The sequence below is a fragment of the Microlunatus sagamiharensis genome (assembly GCF_900105785.1).
Lineage (GTDB): Bacteria > Actinomycetota > Actinomycetes > Propionibacteriales > Propionibacteriaceae > Microlunatus > Microlunatus sagamiharensis.
This window is the reverse complement of sequence record NZ_LT629799.1, coordinates 3,835,218-3,851,755: the sequence shown is the minus strand read 5'-3', so window position 1 is coordinate 3,851,755 and position 16,538 is coordinate 3,835,218. Positions and strand designations below refer to the sequence as shown.

Here is a 16,538-nt window from a genome sequence, read left to right as displayed (position 1 = left end):
CCGCCATGCCCTCCGCCGCCGAACGCCTCGTGCGCGACCGCCAGCTGGTCTTCGACCTCTGCCTGTGCGCCCTCGTCACCCTCGTGACGACCGGCTACTCCCTCGCCGTCGGCGAGCGGGCCCTCGGGCTCGCGTCCCTGGTGATCACGCTGCCGCTGCTCGTGCGGCGGGCCTTCCCCGCCGCGGCCTTCGTGATGATGACGGCCGGGTGCCTCTTCGCGCTCGCGGTCAGCGAGATGCCCTCGGCCGCCGGCATCGTCTCGGTGCCGATCATGATCTACACGCTCGCCCGCTGGAGCCCACGCACCCTCGCCCGCCTCGGCTGGGCCGTCGGCGTCGTCGGGTCGTTCCTCGGGCCGGCGCGCTGGGCGTTCGCGGGGCGGGGCCTGACCGACGTCACCGTCTTCATGGTCAGCGTCGTCGCCTGCCTCGCCGTCGTCTCCGGCACCTACGTCGTCGGGCGCAAGCTGCGCGAGTCCGAGGACAGCGCCGGGCGCCAGCAGCGCTCGGAGGCCGAGCGCCGTCGGCTGCTGGAGTCGGAGCAGGAGCAGCGCGACCGCGCGGCGACCGTCGACGAGCGCAACCGCATCGCCCGCGAGCTGCACGACATCGTCGCCCACTCCCTGTCGGTCATCGTGGTGCAGGCCGAGGGCGGCCGCGCGCTGGCCGCCCGGCACCCCGAGCGCGCTGGAGAGGTCCTCGGGACCATCGCCGAGACCGGGCGCGAGGCCCTCACCGAGACCCGCCGCATCCTCGGGGTGCTGCGCGACGGGCGGGGCGAGGCGAGCACCGCGTACGGTCCCCAGCCCGGGCTGGCCGACATCGCCGACCTCGTGCGGCGCACCAGCGACCGGGCCGAGCTGGCGACGTTCGGGACGCCGCCGCCGCTGTCGCCCGCGGTCGGGCTGACCGCGTACCGCGTGGTCCAGGAGTCGCTGACCAACGTGCTCAAGCACGCCGGTCCCGAGGCCCGGGCGCGCGTCGTGGTGGCGTGCACGCCGGACGCGGTCGAGATCGAGGTCGCCGACGACGGCGGCGGCGAGACCGCCCCGGTGTCGGACGGCCAGGGCCACGGGCTGCGGGGCATGGCCGAGCGCGTCAACCTGCACGAGGGCGAGCTCTCGGCCGGACCAGGACCGAACGGAGGGTTCGTCGTGAGGGCGTGGATCCCGTACGAGCGGGCGGCCGAGACCCAGCCCGACCTGCCGCGGGTGGCCGCATGGTGACCCGCGTCTTCCTGGTCGACGACCAGGCGCTGGTGCGGGGCGGGTTCCGGATGCTCATCGAGGCCGAGGACGACCTCGAGGTCGTGGGCGAGGCCAGCGACGGGCAGGAGGCGCTGAACCGCCTCCGCACAGTCACCGCCGACGTCGTCCTGATGGACGTCCGCATGCCGGTGCTCGACGGCGTCGAGACGACCCGGCGGCTGCTCGCGGACGGCAACCCGGCCCGCGTGCTCGTGCTGACGACCTTCGACCTCGACGAGTACGTCTTCGCCGCGCTGAAGGCCGGTGCGAGCGGCTTCCTGCTCAAGGACGCGCGGCCCGACGAGCTGCTCTCGGCCATCCGCGACATCGCGGCGGGCGACGCGGTGATGGCGCCGAGCGCGACCCGACGGCTCCTCGACCACGTCGTCCCCACGCTGCCCGGCGAGCCGCCGAGCCGCGACGACACCCGCCTCGACGACCTCACCGCCCGCGAGCTCGAGGTGCTCCGCGAGATCGCGGCCGGGGCGACGAACACCGAGATCGGCGCCCGCCTCTACATGGCCGAGGGCACGGTCAAGACCCACGTCGGCCGGCTGCTCTCCAAGCTCGGCGTCCGCGACCGCGTGGGCCTGGTCCTGCTCGCCTTCGAGGTCGGCCTCCGCCCCGACCGCTGACCCCTTCCGCCGAGCGGTAGGTTGCCGCGCCCGACACGCCGGTTCAGCCGCGGCAAGCTACCGCTCGATGCGGGGCCGGAGGAGCCAGCGGTCCCGCGTCCGGTCCCGCCCGAGCCCGTCGAGCCGAGCGCGACGCATCCGGTACGCGGTCTGGACGCGGTGGGCGCCGAGGTCGCCGGCGCCGGCCCGAACGACGACCACGCCGAGGCGCTCCATGGCCTCCTCGCGGACGTTGTCCTCCCGGTGCTGCTCGGGGTCGCGGTGGCCGGCGGAGCGTTCACCGTCCCAGGTCGCGCCGTCGTACTCGAGCGCGAGGCCGGCGTCCTCGTCGAACAGGTCCGGCATCGCGACGAAGCGGCCGTCGCGGGCGGTCAGGGTCGGGTTCAGGTGGATCCTCGCGTCCGGCGCCTGCTCGAGGTAGAGCAGCCGCAGGCGCGTCTCACCGGGGCTCAGCGAACCGCTCCTCGTCAGCGCGATCGCCTCGCGTGCCTGCACCGCCCCTCGTCGCCCGCGCAGCGGTACGGCTTCGAGCTCCTCGGGCTGCAGCCCCGCCGCGACCAGCAGGTCGAGGAGGACGGTCGCCTCCGTCGTCGAGCTCGCACCGCAGGCGAGGTCGGCGGCCGTCCGCGCCCGGAAGGTGACGGGCAGACCCGCGACCTCCTCCCGGTCGCCGGGGGCGAAGGTGGCGCGGCGGTAGCGGACGCCCGGCAGGTGCTGGCGGTGCAGGCCGGGCGGGAGGAGCACGTCGACGGGCAGCTCCTCGCCCCGGCGGTCCAGCCCGTCGAGGAGGTCCACGCCGTGCACGTGCGCAGCGGCCCAGCCGCCGACGACCCCGTCGGACGGCAGCAGAGCGGCAGCGGCCACGATCCGCTGCGCGGCGGACCGTCGGGCACCGGCCAGCACGTACAGCCCGCGGCTGGTCCGTTCCCAGCGACGGGTGCGCAGCACGTGCGGCGCGATCCCGTCCTCGTCGAGGACGGCCGCCTCACGGGGGCGTACGGCGTCGGCGAGGTCGGTCTCGAAGCGCGTCACCGCTCGATGGTGCGGCTCCCGGAACGCTCCGGTCCCGCTATCCACAGCCCTACTTCACGAGGACCCAGCAGCCTCCGCCGAGCGGTAGGTTGCGGCACGAATCCCGGCAGAAAAGTCGCGGCAACCTACCTCTCGGCGAGAGAGGGGCGGGCGCAGATCGTGCCAGGCGCTCAGCCCAGACCGAGCGGTAGGTTGCGGCGCGGATCCCGGCGTACAGGGCGCGGCAACCTACCTCTCGGCGGGGTTTGGGCCGAGCCTGGGCGGGTCAGCTCTTGGGAGCGGCGTCCCGGAGGGCGGCGAGGATGGGCTCCGCGGCGGTGTCGAGGAACTCGCGCTGGCCCTCGTCGCCGACCTGGACGAGGGCGATGTCGGTGAACCCCGCCTCCCAGTACGCGCTGACGGCCTGGACGATCGCGTCGACGTCGGGACCGCAGGGGATCGCCTCGGCGACGTCCTCGGGGCGCACGAACTGCGTCGCGCCGGCGAAGCCGTGCGGCGTGGGGAGATCGGCGTTCACGGCCCAGCCGCCGCCGAACCAGCGGAACTGGTCGTGCGCCTTGGCGATCGCCGCGTCCTTGTCGGTGCCCCAGCAGATCGGGATCTGCCCGATCTTGCGGGAGCCCTTGCCGCTGGAGAGGAGGCCGCCCTTCTCCTTGTCCCACTTCTTGACCGCGTCGGCGTCCGGCTCGACGGCGATGAGGTGGTCACCGAGCGGGGCGAAGCGCTCGATCGACTTCTCCCCGGACACCGCCATGCCGATCGGCACGCCGCCGTCCGGCACGTCCCAGACGCGCGCGGAGTCGACGCGGAAGTAGCTGCCCTCCCAGGTCGTCAGCTCGCCGGTGTGCAGCTGGCGGATGATGATCGCCGCCTCCTCGAGCATGTCCTGGCGCTGGGCGACCGGAGGCCACCCCTCGCCGGTGATGTGCTCGTTGAGGTTCTCCCCCGACCCGAGGCCGAGGATGAAGCGGCCGTCGCTGATGATCTGCAGCGTCGCGGCCTTCTGCGCCACCACGGCCGGGTGGTAGCGGATCGTCGGGCAGGTCACGTACGTCATCAGCTCGACGCTGGAGGTCAGCGCCGCGACGGCGCCGAGCATGGTCCACGCGTAGCCGGCGTGGCCCTGGGAGGTCAGCCACGGGGAGTAGTGGTCGCTCGAGACCTCGAAGTCGAAGCCGACCTGCTCGGCCCGAGCGCCGTACTCGACGATCTGCTTGGGCCCGCTCTGCTCGGTCATGAGGGTGTAGCCGAATCGCACCATGGCACTTCTTTACCCCGGCAGGCGCCGCCCGCTCACGCCGGGGTCCCCCGCACGGGACCCCGGCCGGGCAGACCGGTGCGGACCTCAGTCCTTGCCGGTCTCCTTGCGCAGGCGCTCGATCTCCTCCGAGGCCTCGCCCTTGGTGATGTCGGCGGGGATCTCCTCGCCGGCCTGGCGGGCCAGGGTGTCGAGGTAGCTCTTCTGCGCGGAGGTGATCGGGTCGCCGCCGGTGACCCACTCGCTCGGGTCCTTCTCCAGGGAGGGGTCGCTGCTGCCGCTGCCGGAGGCGCCGAGCACCTCCCCGTTGTGCTCCGGGGAGGCCTGGACGTCGTTGGTCTCCTCGGCGGCGGCCTGGCTGGTCTCGGAGGTGAACTCGCCCTCGGGTGCGGTGGAGTCCTGCTGGCTGCTGTGCGTCTGCTCGGTCATGGGCACAACCTAGGTGGCCCCTCCGACAGTTCCGGTGCGAGGGCGGCGGGGTGCGCCCCGACGCGGTCCGCCACGTGCGCCACGGCGTACGAGGACCGGCTCCGGGGTAACGATGGGCTCGTGGTCCGTCTGCGCACCGTCTCCCCGTCCCAGCCCGGCTACGGCCGGCGCCGGGTCGAGCCCGATCCGACCAAGGACTTCGTCTACCTCGACCTCGAGGGTCTCGAGCTGGAGGGCGAGGAGCTGGAGCGCTGCATCGCGCTCGTCATCCCGCCGGCGTGGGAGGAGGTCTGGATCTGCTCCCTGCCCAACGGCCACATCCAGGCGGTCGGCACCGACGAGGCCGGCCGGCGCCAGTACCGCTACCACGAGGCCTGGCGGGTCAAGCGGGACGCGGCCAAGCACGAGCGCGTGCTCGAGGTCGCCGAGAACCTGCCCCGGGCGCGGCGCCGGGCCGGCAAGGACCTGCGCCGGCAGGGCATGCCCTACGAGCGGGCGATGGGGGCGGCGTTCCGGCTGCTCGACCTCGGGTTCTTCCGCATCGGCGGGGAGGCCTACGCCGAGGAGAACCACAGCTACGGCCTCGCGACCATCCGGCGTGAGCACGTGTCCTTCGAGGACGGCCAGGTCGTCTTCGACTACATCGCCAAGTCCGGGAAGGAGCGCTACATCGGCCTGGTCGACAAGGACGTGATGGCCGCCGTGCGCGCGCTGGTCGAGCGCGACGACGACAACCCCGAGCTGCTCGCGTACGAGACCGAGGACGGCTGGCACGACGTCACCTCGACCGAGATCAACGGCTACGTGAAGGAGATCGTCGGCGGCGAGGTGTCGGCCAAGGACTTCCGCACCTGGCACGGGACCGTCATCGCCGCCGTGGAGCTCGCCGAACGGCTCGAGGGGGCGACCACGGACTCCAAGCGCAAGCGGGCGGTCAGCGCGGCCATGAAGGACGTGTCGACCTACCTCGGCAACACGCCCACGGTGGCGCGCAAGTCCTACGTCGACCCGCGCCTGATCGACCTGTTCAACGACGGCATCACGATCGACCCCGCGCTGGCCGTCGGCAAGCGCGACCTCGCCGGCGGGACCACCCACGGCAAGATCGAGAGGGCCGTGCACGAGCTGCTGACGACCAGCAAGCGAACCCTCCGCAAGGAGCTGCCGCACCTGCACTGAGGCCCGTCGGCGGCCGGACCCCCGGCCGCCTCAGGACCCGGCGAGCTCGGCGATGCTCGACAGCGGCCGCTCGGCCCGCCAGCCGAGCACCCGCTCGGCCGCCGTGCAGTCGGCGGTGATGTGGCGGACGTCCCCGAGACGGAACTGACCGGTCACGACCGGCGCGGGCCCGTCGAGCTCCTCGCTCAGCACCTCGGCCATCCGGCCCACCGTCGTGACGTCGGGCGAGCCGATGTTCAGCGGGGTGACGCCGGGCGCCAGGTCGGCCTCGAGCGAGGCGACCACCGCGGCCGCGACGTCGTCGACGTGGACGAAGTTGCGCCGCTGGCCGCCGTCCTCGAAGACGCGCGGGGCCTCGCCCCGGGCGATCGCGCTCGCGAACAGCGACGCCACGCCCGCGTACGGGGTGTTGCGCGGCATGCCGGGGCCGTAGACGTTGTGGAAGCGCAGCGCCGCCACCGAACCCTCCGTCTCCCGGCACCAGGCCGCGGCCAGGTACTCGCCCTGCGCCTTGGTCGCGGCGTAGACGTTGCGCGGGTCGAGCGGCGCGCCCTCGGGCACGAGCCCGGGCACGAGGTCGGAGCCGCAGCGCGGGCAGAGCGGGTCGAAGCGGCCGGCCTCGAGGTCGGCGACCCGGCGCGGCGGCGGGCTGGTCGGCCCGTGCACCGGGCAGGTGTAGGCGCCCTCGCCGTAGACCACCATCGACGACGCGTACGCGACCCGCGCCGTCCCCGCGTTCGCGGCGGCCCGCAGCACGACCGCGGTGCCGACGTCGTTCTGCGTCACGTAGTCGTCGATGTCGTCGATGTCGAGCCCGAGCCCGACCTTGGCCGCGAGGTGCACGACGGTGTCGCAGCCGGCCAGGGCCTGGCGCACGCGCGCGAGGTCGGTGACGTCGTCGGCGGGGTCGAGCGCGCGGTCGAAGACCACGGGTGCGTGGCCGACCTCGGCCAGCCGCAGGACGACGCGACGCCCGATGAACCCGGCCCCGCCGGTGACCAGGACCCTCATGACCGCACCTCTCCGCCCGGGGCGGGCCACCGCGTCGCCGGCACGAGCTCGGCCTGCCAGCGCTGCTCGTCCTCGACGAGCCAGGCCTCGGCGACGTCCAGGCCGGCCGCCGCGGCGACGACCTCGAGCGCGTCCAGCCCCAGCACGGCCCAGGCGAACCAGGCTCCCGGACCACGGGAGCCGACGAGCTGTGCGGTGGTCACCTGCAACCCGTGGCCGGGCGGGGCCACGTCGACGAGGACGGTGCCCCCGGGGCTGAGGAGCTCGCGGCAGAGCCACAGCAGCCGGACGGGGTCCCCGCCGATGCCGACGTTGCCGTCGACCAGCAGGACGTGGCGCCAGCGCTGGGCGCTGCGGCCCAGCGAGAAGACGTCGCGGTTGAGCGCGATCGCGCCCCGCGAGCGCGCCATGGCGATCGCCGACGGGGACACGTCGACCCCGAGCGCCCGCACGCCGCGGGCGCCCAGCGCGGCGGCCATCCGGCCGGGCCCGCAGCCGACGTCGAGGGTCGAGCCGGCGCAGCGGGCCAGCAGGCGCTCGTCCCCGGGGCCGGCGTCGGCGTCCCAGGTCTGCACGGGCAGGTCCCAGACCTCGCCCTCACGGGTGTGGAGCTGGCCGCCGCCCTCGGCGAAGCCGGGTTCGAAGAACGCCTCGGGCTGCGTCACGCGGGCACCGCCGTCCGCCCGCCGAGGACGCCGGCCAGCGCGGCGAAGCGCGTCTGCGGGCACAGCCGCGCCACGGCGAGGACGTCGTCGGGCTCGTCCACGTCGGAGAGCGGGGGCGCCTCCTCCACGCGCAGCCCGCCCGCCTCGAGCGCGGCCCGGGTGAGCTCGCCGGTCCGCACCGTGGACATCGGCACGTCCCGCAGCAGCGACGCGTCGGCCGGACGCCTCAGCGCGAGGAGCCACCAGCCCCCGTCCTCGGCGAGCCCGAGGACCGCGTCCGCGCCGTCGGGCTCGCCGACGCGCGCAGCCGCCCGCGCGAGCACGGCCGGGTCGGCGTGCGGGGTGTCCATGCCGATCTGCACCGTGGGTCCGTCGTGCTCTCCGGCGGTGCCCGCAGCAGCGTCCGCGTGGGCCGCGGCGATCCGCTCGGCGAGCCCCTCGCCGCGCTGGTCCACGACCCGGAAGCCCTCCAGCCCGGTGCGCAGCGCGGCCGGTGCGGCCGCCCGGTCGAGGTCGCCGGTCAGCGCGCAGACCAGGTGGGCGCCCCCGGGGCCGGCCAGCCCCGCCGCCGCGCGGACGGCGTCCAGGCTGTCGAGCAGGGCGGCGGCCGCGAGCGCCGCGGCCTCGTGCGGGGAGTACGCGCTCGTGAGCCGGGTCTTCACCTCTCCGGGCACCGGCGCCTTGGCCAGCACGACGTACGTGGCGGGCGACGTGGCGGGCGACGGGGCGCGTGCGGGTTCGGGGGTCACGTGAGGGGGTTCGGAGCGGTGGCGCCGGACGGATGACGTCGGAAGGCCCGGCGACGCAGCACGGCGGTGAAGTCCTGCAGGACGCGCAGCGTGCCGCGGACCGAGCCGCTGACCTTCGACTTCCCGCCGGCGGCGCGGCGGCGGTAGGTCACGTCGACCTCGACGACCCGCCAGCCGGCCTGCGCGGCGGCCAGCACCGTCTCGAGCGGGTAGCCGAACCGGCGGTCCTCGATCCCGAGGTCGAGCAGCGCCTGGCGCCGCGCCACTCGGACGGGGGCGATGTCGTGGACGGCGACGCCGGTCGAGGCCCGGATCAGCGCGGCGAGGACGGCGTTGCCGGCGCGGGCGTGCCACGGCCAGGAGCGGCTCTGGACGACCTGGCGCCGTCCGACCACGAGGTCGGCCTCCCCGCGCAGCACGGTCTCCACGGGTCCGACCAGCTCGGCCGGGTCCAGCGAACCGTCGCAGTCCAGCACGGCCACCAGCTCGGTCCCGGCCGCCTCGATGCCCGTGTGCACGGGAGCGCCGTAGCCCCGGCGCGCCTCGTGCACGACCCGCGCACCCAGGCGCGCGGCCAGCTCGGGGCTGCCGTCCACGGAGCCGTTGTCCACCACGAGCACGGGCCAGCCCTCGGGCACGGCGGCGAGGACGCCGGGCAGGGCGGCCGCCTCGTCGAGGCACGGCAGGACGACGGTCACGCTCACGGGGTCGGGCCTTTCGGGGGGGACGGTCCGAGCCGTCCGGCGAGGGAGCCGTCCGACCACACGAACCCTAGGCTGTCCGCACCAGCGCGCGGCGACCGGTCGCACGTGCGCCCCGAGCACCCCGTGCACCGCCGTCGACGTGAGGGACCAGGTGAGACCAGCCGTACGGCGCGAGCCCGTGCAGCACGCGCTGCCCGACCTGGCGACCCCGGGCTGGCGCTGGCCGGCCCTCGTGGCCGTGGTCGGCGCGCTCGTGCTGATCCGGCTGTCGATGCTCGTCGGGCAGGACCTCAACGCGCGCGGGCTGCCGATCGTGCTGCCCTACCCGCCGCTGCTGGCCTTCTGGCACCCGCACACCGGGGTCGGCACGCCACTGACCGTGCTCTGCCTGCTCCTCGGCCTGCTGCTGCAGCGCCGCGCGCCACGGCTGCGCTGGAGCCACCTGCTGCTGGCCGGCTGGCTGCTCGCGCTGGCCTGGATGGTCTCGCTCGTGATGATCGACGGCCTGACCAAGGGCTGGACGACGGTGCTGACCAACCCGAACGAGTACCTGCACGACCTGCCCCGGATCGGCAGCCCGTTCGAGTTCCTGCGCACCTTCACCGACTACATCGCCTTCAGCCCCACGGTCGACGGCGACACCGCCTGGACCACGCACGTCGCCGCCCACCCGCCACTGGCGACCCTGCTGTTCTGGGCGCTCGCCGCGGTCGGGCTGCCCGGCGGCTTCTGGGCCGGGCTGCTCTGCATCCTCGTCTCCTCGGCGGCGGCGGTCGGCCTGCCCGTGGCGCTGCGCGAGCTGGGCGCCCCCGACGCCGCGCGGCGCGTCGTCCCCTTCGCGGCCCTGATGCCCGGCGCGGTCTGGATGGCGGTGTCCGCCGACGGCCTCTTCGCGGGCGTGGCCGCCGCGGGGCTGGCGCTGGCCTGCCGCGGCGCGAACCGGCACCGCTGGGGCTCGAGCCTCGCCGGGGGCCTGCTGCTCGGCGCGGCGCTCTACCTCAACTACGGCCTCGTGCTCTTCGGCCTCGTGGTCCTGGCCGCCGTCGTGGTGACCGCCCGCGGCGGCGGGCTGCGCGCGGTGCTGCGCCCCTGGCTCGTCAGCACCGGAGGCGTGGCCCTCGTGGCCGCGGTCCACTTCGCGCTCGGCTTCAACTGGTTCGTCGGGCTGGCCCGGCTCCGGGTCCGCTACTACCAGCAGACCGCGTCGGACCGGCCGTACTCCTACTTCGTCTGGGCCAACCTCGCGGCCTGGCTCGTCGCCTGGTCGCCGCTGCTCGCGTACGGGGTCGTCCGCGCGGTCGCCGTGCTGCTGCGGTCGCGGCGCACGGGCTGGACGCAGGACGTCGTCGTGGCGCTCGTCGCCGCCACGGGCACCGCCGCCGCCCTGGTGGCCGACCTGTCGGCGATGTCCAAGGCCGAGACGGAGCGGATCTGGCTGGCCTTCGGGGTGCCCGCCTACGCGGCGCTGGCCCTGCTGCGCAGCCGGTGGGGCGCCGCGCTCGCGCTCGTGCTCGTCGCGGGGTGGGCCGTGATGGTCAACTCGCTGCTCGACACCGGCTGGTAGGCCGGATCGTCCAGGGCGTCAGCGTGTACTGGGAGGCGGGGTTCACCGACACCGCCCTCGTCCAGGTCGGCGACGAGGGCCAGCGCGAGTTCCTCGACACCGCCGCCGAGCCCGTCCTCGCCGCCCTCCAGGACGCCGCTCCCAGGAGATGAGCGCTCGAGCTCGGCCCACCCTTCGCCGAGAGGTAGGTTGCCGCGCCCTGTCCGCCGGAATCCGCGCCGCAACCTACCGCTCGGCGGAGGGGCTGGCCTGTCGGCTCGGTCTGAGCCCCCCTCTCTCGCCGAGAGGTAGGTTGCCGCGACTCGTCTGCCGAAATTCGCGCCGCAACCTACCGCTCGGCGGAGGCTGGTGCTCAGCCGACGGCGGCGGGCACCAGGACGGCGGGTATCGCGTCGACGTGGGTGACACCCGGCAGCTGGACGGTGAACTCCGCGCCGCCGTCGTCCGAGCGGCCCGCGGTCACGGTGCCCCCGTGGTCCTCGACCGTCTTGGCCACGATCGAGAGCCCCAGGCCGGTCCCCGGCGTCCGGCGCGCCGAGGAGCCGCGGAAGAAGCGGTCGAAGACGTAGGGCAGGTCCGCCTCGGCGATCCCCGGGCCCGAGTCGGCGACGCGCAGCCGGTTGCCCTCGAGACGGACCCGGATCGTGCTGCCCGCCGGGCTCCACTTCACCGCGTTGTCGAGCAGGTTGGTCACCGTGCGCTCGAGCCCGGCCGCGTCCCCCACGACGTGGAACTCGTCGAGGACGACGTCGAAGGTCCGGTCCGCCGCCCGCCGCCGGACGCGCTCCACCGCGGCCTGGACCACGTCGCGCAGGTCGAGCGGGACGAACGCGCCCGCCGCGTCGTCGCGGGAGAGCTGCACGAGGTCGCCGACCAGGTCGGTGAGCTCGCCCAGCTGCGCCCGGACGTCGCCGAGGATCTGGCTGCGCTGGGCCTCGCTGAGGTGGCCCTTCTGCAGGTCGGAGGAGAGCAGGTCGACGTTGGTGGTGAGGCTCGTGAGGGGTGTGCGCAGCTCGTGACCGGCGTCGGCGACGAGCCGCCCCTGCCGCTCGCGCATCCTCGTGACGGTCCGCAGCAGCTGGTTGAAGGAGGCGGCCAGCACGGAGAGGTCGCCGAAGGCGTACTTGATGGTGATCGGCTGGAAGTTCTTGGTGTCGGTCACGGTCTGCACGGCCGCGGTCAGCTCGCGCACCGGGCGCAGGGCCGCGCGCGCCACGAAGATGCCGGCGACGGCGGCGCCGAGCGTGCCGCCCAGGACCACGAGCAGGACGATCAGCCGCTCCGTGGCCAGGATGCCCAGCACCGGCCCGAGCGGACGGGCGACGACGAGCGCGTAGCCGGTCGTGCCGACGGGGACGGCCGCGACCACGTACGGCGTGCCCTGCGTGTCCACACCGGTCCGGCGGGTGCGCGGCCCGTCGGGCGCCGCGGAGGCCAGGTCCTGCGGGTCGAGGACGAGCTCAGCGGTCTCCCCCGGCACCCGGACCACCCGGCCCTGGGCGTCGACCACCTCGACGATCACGCCGCCGGCCTGACGCACGTCCGGGCTCAGCACACCTGGACCCTGCATCGAGGCGGTGACCTCGGGGAGGAGGTCGTCGGCGACGGTGAGGGCGATGGACTGCGAGGCGCGGTAGAGCGTCTGGCGCAGGGCGACGTAGCCCGCCAGGTTGGAGACGATGATCGCGAGCAGCACGAACAGGACGGTGAGCGCCGTCACCCGACGCTGCAGCGGCTTGCGCCGCAAGTAGCTCCAGAGACCTTCCACCGGGGTCCTCCCACTGGCGTCTCCGCCCTCGCGCCCGCTCCTGGGAAGAGCTGGCCGCGCACTACATCGTAGTGCATATCTCCGGTATTTCTCAGATTTCCTTCAGGTACACCCCGGACAACCCGAGCTGCCCCCCGGGGGGCCGGCCGGCTCCGTCCTTGCGACCATGGGTGCACCGAGGGACCGGCGGAGGGGGACGGCAGTGGAGCCGAGCACGGACGCAGCGCAGGACGACCGCGGAGCGGTCGAGGCCCGGGTCGAGGAGCTGCTCGCGCGGCTCACCCTCGAGGAGAAGGCCGGGCAGCTCACCCAGCTGTTCTCGTTCGGCAGCGCGGTCGACCCGGGGTCCGACGCCAGTGCGACGATCGGGGTCGCCGAGGACCCGAACGCATCGGTCGAAGAAGCCCTGGCCCGGGCGGGCGTGGGGTCGCTCCTCTTCGTCACCGACCCGGCCGAGACCAACCGCCTGCAGCGCCTCGCGCTGGAGGGCGGCCGGCACGGCATCCCGCTGCTGTTCGGCTTCGACGTGATCCACGGCCTGCGCACGATCCTGCCGGTCCCGATCGCCCTCGCCGCGTCGTGGGACCCGGTGACCATCGAGCGCGGCCAAGCCGTCGCCGCCCGGGAGGCCCGCGCCGTCGGCATCCACTGGACCTTCGCCCCCATGGTCGACATCGCCCGCGACCCCCGCTGGGGCCGCATCGTCGAGGGCGCCGGCGAGGACCCCTTCCTGGGCGCGGCCGTCGCCGCCGCACAGGTCCGCGGCTTCCAGGGCGGGGGCATCGGCACCCCGGAGCGCCTCGTCGCCGGGCCCAAGCACTTCGCCGGCTACGGCTACGGCGTCGGCGGCCGCGACTACGACGAGGTCAGCCTCTCCGACCACGAGCTCCACAACGTCGTCCTGCCGCCCTTCGCCGCGGCGATCGAGGCGGGCGCGGGGAACGTGATGACGGCGTACATGGACGTCAACGGCGTGCCCGCGACGGGCAACACCTGGCTGCTCGACGACGTCCTGCGGGGCGAGCTCGGCTTCGACGGCTTCCTCGTCAGCGACGCCAACGCCGTGCGCAACCTGATGACCCACGGCTTCGCCACCGACCTGACCGACGCCGGCGTCCGCGGCCTGCGGGCCGGGGTCGACCTCGAGATGGCCGTCTCCGACCCCGCGTACGCCCACCTGCCGGAGGCGGTCCGCGCCGGGCTGCTCGACGAGGCCGACCTCGACGCCTGCGTACGGCGGGTGCTCGCGGTCAAGCTCCGGCTCGGGCTCTTCGACGACCCGTACGTGCACGAGGGCCGCGCCGCCGAGGTGCTCGCGGACCCGGCCCACCGCGACGTCGCGCGCCTGGCCGCGGAGCGCAGCGCGGTGCTGCTGCGCAACGAGGGTTCGCTGCTGCCGCTCTCCCCCGACGCACTCGGCCGCGTCGCCGTGCTCGGCCCGCTGGCCGACTCCCGGCGCGACACCATCGGGCCCTGGGTCTTCGACCACGACAACGACGAGACCGTGACCGTCCTGGCCGGGCTGCGCGCCCGGCTGGGCGACGGCACGCAGGTCGACTTCGCGCCGGGCGTCCGGCCCGGGCAGCGGACCTTCCCCTCGATGTTCGACATGTGGGGCGACAACGCGCCCGTCGATCCCGAGGGCTTCGACGACGAGGCGGAGCTCCAGCGTGCGGTCGACCTGGCCGCCGCGGCCGAGGTCGCCGTGGTGGTCGTCGGCGAGTGGCAGAACATGATCGGCGAGGCGGCGTCACGCTCCTCGCTCGAGCTGCCCGGCCGGCAGCTCGAGCTGCTGCAGCGCGTCGTCGCCACCGGCACCCCGACGGTCGCGGTGGTCATGAACGGCCGCCCGCTCGACCTGCGCTGGGCCGCCGAGCACGTGCCCGCGATCCTCGACGTCTGGTACCCCGGCAGCCAGGGCGGCGCGGCCGTCGCGAACCTGCTCGTCGGCGACGCCGTGCCCGGCGGCCGGCTGCCGTTCACGTGGCCGCGCACGGTCGGCCAGGTGCCGATGTACTACGCCCACACGATCTCCCACGAGCCCGCCAACCAGTCCCGGCGCTACTGGGACGAGGAGAGCACCCCGCTCTTCGTCTTCGGCCACGGGCTCTCGTACGCGCCCTTCTCCTACGCCGACCTGACGCTCGGCGCCACGTCGGTCGGGCTGGAGGACACGGTGTCGGTCTCGGTCGCCGTGACCAACGACGGCGACCGCGACGCCGAGGAGGTCGTGCAGCTGTACCTGCACCAGCGCAGCGGCCGGTCGTCGCGCCCGGTGCGCCTGCTGAAGGGCTTCGAGCGGGTCGCGGTCGGCGCCGGGCAGACCCGGACCGTCACCTTCGGGGTGGGCCCGGAGCACCGGCGCTACTGGAATGCGGTGGAGCATGGCTGGGTGGTCGACGCCTCGACGTTCGACGTGTGGGTCGGCGGCAGCTCGGCGGCCGACCTGACCGCGTCCTTCGAGGTCACCGCCTGAGGCGTCAGACGCGGACGACCATCTTGCCGGTGTTGCCGCCGCGCAGCATGGAGAGGAAGGCCGTCACCGCGTTCTCGACGCCGTCGACGACCGTCTCGTCGTAGGCGAGCTCCCCCGCGGCGAACCAGCGTGTCACCGCCTCGCGGTACTCGTCGGCGAGGTCGGGGTGCTGGCCGACCAGGAAGCCGCGCAGGGTCAGCGTGCGGGTGACGATGCGGCTGAGGTTGTCGGGGCCGGGCTTGGGCGCGCTGTCGTTGTACGCGGAGATGGACCCGCAGACCGCGGCGCGACCGTTCGGGTTCAGGACGTCGAGCGCGGCCTCGAGGTGGTCGCCCCCGACGTTGTCGAAGAAGACGTCGATGCCCTCGGGCGCCGCGGCGCGCAGCTGCTCGCGGATCGGCGCCTCCTTGTAGTTCAGGGCGACGTCGTAGCCGTACCGCGACGTCAGCAGCGCGACCTTCTCCGCCGAGCCCGCCGAGCCGATGACGGTCCGCGCGCCCAGCAGCCGGGCGATCTGACCGGCCGCGGTACCGACGGCTCCCGCCGCACCGGAGACGAAGACCCGCTCGCCCTCGCGCAGACCGGCGACCGCGGTCAGCCCGGCGTACGCCGTCAGCCCGGGCATGCCGAACAGGCCGAGGTGCAGCGAGCTCGGGCCGCCGGGGATCTCCTCCACCCGGCGGAAGGCGCTGGCGTCGGCCTGGGTGACGTCGCGCCAGCCCAGCCCGTGCAGCACCAGCGCCCCCACGGGCAGCTCATCGCTCGTCGACTCCTCGACCCGGCCGACGGCCGCGCCCGTCATCGTCTCGCCCAGCGCGTACGGCGGTGCGTAGCTGGGGCCGTCGTTCATCCGCCCGCGCATGTAGGGGTCGACCGACAGGAACTCGTTGCGGACCCGGACCTGACCGGGCGCGAGGTCGCCGAGCTCGACGCTGACGGTGCGGAAGTCCTCCTCGGTCGGCCATCCCCGGGGGCGGCGGACGAGCTGGACCTGGGTGCTGGACGGCACGGGAGAAGACTCCTTCGACGACGGTGCGCGGACGTCCGTTCTACTCCGGCTCGTCGAGAGCCCCGCCCCGGTGGGACGGGTACGCGTCTACTTGTTGCGCGTGCTCTCCAGGTGCCCGAAGCCGACGGAGCGGTCGGGGGAGTGGAAGAGGTCCTGGCACGTCGTCAGGGTGAGCAGCGCCCGGGTCGGGGTCGCTCCGGGCTGGTCGGGCACGGGGTCGAGGACCCAGCCCGCGGTCTCCTTCACCGTGAGGTCGGCGGGCGAGGTGTCCATCACGTAGGTCAGCACCGCGTCCCGGGTCTCGACCACGACCTGGTCGCCCTTGCGCAGCTCGAGCAGCCGCGCGAAGGGCTGCCCGTGGGTGATGCGGTGCCCGGCGAGCGCGAAGTTGCCGATCTCCCCCGGTCCAGCCGTGCCGTCGTAGTGCCCGACCCCGCGGGCGAGGTCGGGCAGCGCGGTGCCGGCGACGACGGGCACCTCGTACGACGCCCCGAAGCGGGGCACCCGCAGCAGGGCGATCGCGCTGCCCGGGACGACGGTCTCCTGCTCCTGCCCGGCGACCTCGGTCGTGGGCTTCGAGCGGGGCGGGGCCGGCGAGGACCACTGGGACCGCAGCCCGCTCGCCTCCTTGTCGAAGGAGCGCTCGGAGACGACGTTCGTGCCGAAGTAGGCGTACGCCAGCCACCCGAGGCAGGCCAGCCCGAGGACGAGCAGCCCGACGCCGACGGCGGTCGAGGCGCGCGCCCGCGGGGCGCGGGTGGGCGGCTCCGGAGATCGCTCGGGGGATTCGATGCTCACCGGACCATTGTGCG

Annotated in this window: 16 protein-coding genes; 6 read left to right on the top strand and 10 right to left on the bottom strand. The window is 74.5% G+C overall.

Features of this window, described 5'->3' with window-relative positions:
* The first annotated feature begins 5 nt into the window (after window positions 1–5).
* Complete coding sequence (locus BLU42_RS17750) at window positions 6–1,226, top strand: sensor histidine kinase (RefSeq protein ID WP_091077531.1); 1,221 nt, start codon at window positions 6–8, stop codon at window positions 1,224–1,226.
* Window positions 1,220–1,882: a response regulator gene (locus BLU42_RS17745; protein ID WP_091077527.1), complete on the top strand. Its 663-nt coding sequence runs from the start codon at window positions 1,220–1,222 to the stop codon at window positions 1,880–1,882. The genes BLU42_RS17750 and BLU42_RS17745 overlap by 7 nt, the downstream gene beginning before the upstream one ends.
* 57 nt (window positions 1,883–1,939) lie before the next feature.
* Here the strand turns inward: BLU42_RS17745 and BLU42_RS17740 are convergent, their stop codons facing one another.
* From BLU42_RS17740 to BLU42_RS17730, 3 genes are all read right to left on the bottom strand, one after another.
* Window positions 1,940–2,914 carry a hypothetical protein gene (locus BLU42_RS17740; protein WP_091077523.1) on the bottom strand — a complete coding sequence of 325 codons (975 nt, stop codon included), beginning with the start codon at window positions 2,912–2,914 and terminating at the stop codon, window positions 1,940–1,942.
* A gap of 265 nt (window positions 2,915–3,179) precedes the next feature.
* On the bottom strand, window positions 3,180–4,175 hold the full coding sequence (locus BLU42_RS17735) for a TIGR03557 family F420-dependent LLM class oxidoreductase (RefSeq protein ID WP_091077519.1): 996 nt from the start codon (window positions 4,173–4,175) through the stop codon (window positions 3,180–3,182).
* An 84-nt stretch (window positions 4,176–4,259) separates the two neighbouring features.
* Window positions 4,260–4,601 carry a DUF3072 domain-containing protein gene (locus tag BLU42_RS17730; protein WP_091077515.1) on the bottom strand — a complete coding sequence of 114 codons (342 nt, stop codon included), beginning with the start codon at window positions 4,599–4,601 and terminating at the stop codon, window positions 4,260–4,262.
* A 120-nt stretch (window positions 4,602–4,721) separates the two neighbouring features.
* Here BLU42_RS17730 and BLU42_RS17725 point away from each other — a divergent pair, with 120 nt between their 5' ends.
* Entirely contained in the window at window positions 4,722–5,780 is a 1,059-nt protein-coding gene (locus tag BLU42_RS17725; RefSeq protein WP_091077512.1) for a DNA topoisomerase IB, read from the top strand.
* 30 nt (window positions 5,781–5,810) lie between these two features.
* On the opposite strand, the gene BLU42_RS17720 is transcribed toward BLU42_RS17725, so the two are convergent.
* Genes BLU42_RS17720 through BLU42_RS17705 form a run of 4 tightly spaced genes read right to left on the bottom strand, consistent with a single transcriptional unit; the run spans window position 5,811 to window position 8,909 of the window.
* A complete protein-coding gene (locus BLU42_RS17720; protein ID WP_091077509.1) occupies window positions 5,811–6,791 on the bottom strand; it encodes an NAD-dependent epimerase/dehydratase family protein in 981 nt (326 codons plus the stop codon).
* Window positions 6,788–7,456, bottom strand: coding sequence for a class I SAM-dependent methyltransferase (locus tag BLU42_RS20755; RefSeq protein WP_157720074.1), 669 nt, complete (start codon window positions 7,454–7,456; stop codon window positions 6,788–6,790). The genes BLU42_RS17720 and BLU42_RS20755 overlap by 4 nt, the downstream gene beginning before the upstream one ends.
* The gene (locus tag BLU42_RS17710; RefSeq protein ID WP_091077508.1) at window positions 7,453–8,205 is read right to left on the bottom strand and encodes a TIGR04282 family arsenosugar biosynthesis glycosyltransferase; all 753 of its coding nucleotides are present in this window, start codon (window positions 8,203–8,205) and stop codon (window positions 7,453–7,455) included. The genes BLU42_RS20755 and BLU42_RS17710 overlap by 4 nt, the downstream gene beginning before the upstream one ends.
* On the bottom strand, window positions 8,202–8,909 hold the full coding sequence (locus BLU42_RS17705; RefSeq protein ID WP_197680497.1) for a glycosyltransferase family 2 protein: 708 nt from the start codon (window positions 8,907–8,909) through the stop codon (window positions 8,202–8,204). Before BLU42_RS17705 ends, BLU42_RS17710 begins: the two co-directional genes overlap by 4 nt.
* Before the next feature lie 139 nt (window positions 8,910–9,048).
* On the opposite strand from BLU42_RS17705, the gene BLU42_RS17700 reads away from it, so the two are divergent.
* Complete coding sequence (locus BLU42_RS17700; protein WP_157720073.1) at window positions 9,049–10,473, top strand: hypothetical protein; 1,425 nt, start codon at window positions 9,049–9,051, stop codon at window positions 10,471–10,473.
* Window positions 10,474–10,496: 23 nt separating this feature from the next.
* The gene (locus BLU42_RS21655; protein ID WP_269457996.1) at window positions 10,497–10,625 is read left to right on the top strand and encodes a hypothetical protein; all 129 of its coding nucleotides are present in this window, start codon (window positions 10,497–10,499) and stop codon (window positions 10,623–10,625) included.
* Window positions 10,626–10,825: 200 nt separating this feature from the next.
* On the opposite strand, the gene BLU42_RS17695 is transcribed toward BLU42_RS21655, so the two are convergent.
* Window positions 10,826–12,241 (bottom strand): sensor histidine kinase, encoded by a 1,416-nt coding sequence (locus BLU42_RS17695; RefSeq protein WP_091077500.1) that lies wholly within the window; start codon window positions 12,239–12,241, stop codon window positions 10,826–10,828.
* A gap of 202 nt (window positions 12,242–12,443) precedes the next feature.
* Between BLU42_RS17695 and BLU42_RS17690 the strand changes: the two genes are divergently transcribed.
* On the top strand, window positions 12,444–14,717 hold the full coding sequence (locus BLU42_RS17690) for a glycoside hydrolase family 3 N-terminal domain-containing protein (protein WP_231918254.1): 2,274 nt from the start codon (window positions 12,444–12,446) through the stop codon (window positions 14,715–14,717).
* A 4-nt stretch (window positions 14,718–14,721) separates the two neighbouring features.
* Here the strand turns inward: BLU42_RS17690 and BLU42_RS17685 are convergent, their stop codons facing one another.
* Entirely contained in the window at window positions 14,722–15,726 is a 1,005-nt protein-coding gene (locus BLU42_RS17685; RefSeq protein ID WP_091077492.1) for an NADP-dependent oxidoreductase, read from the bottom strand.
* A gap of 87 nt (window positions 15,727–15,813) precedes the next feature.
* Window positions 15,814–16,524, bottom strand: coding sequence for a class E sortase (locus BLU42_RS17680; protein WP_231918253.1), 711 nt, complete (start codon window positions 16,522–16,524; stop codon window positions 15,814–15,816).
* Window positions 16,525–16,538: the final 14 nt, after the last annotated feature.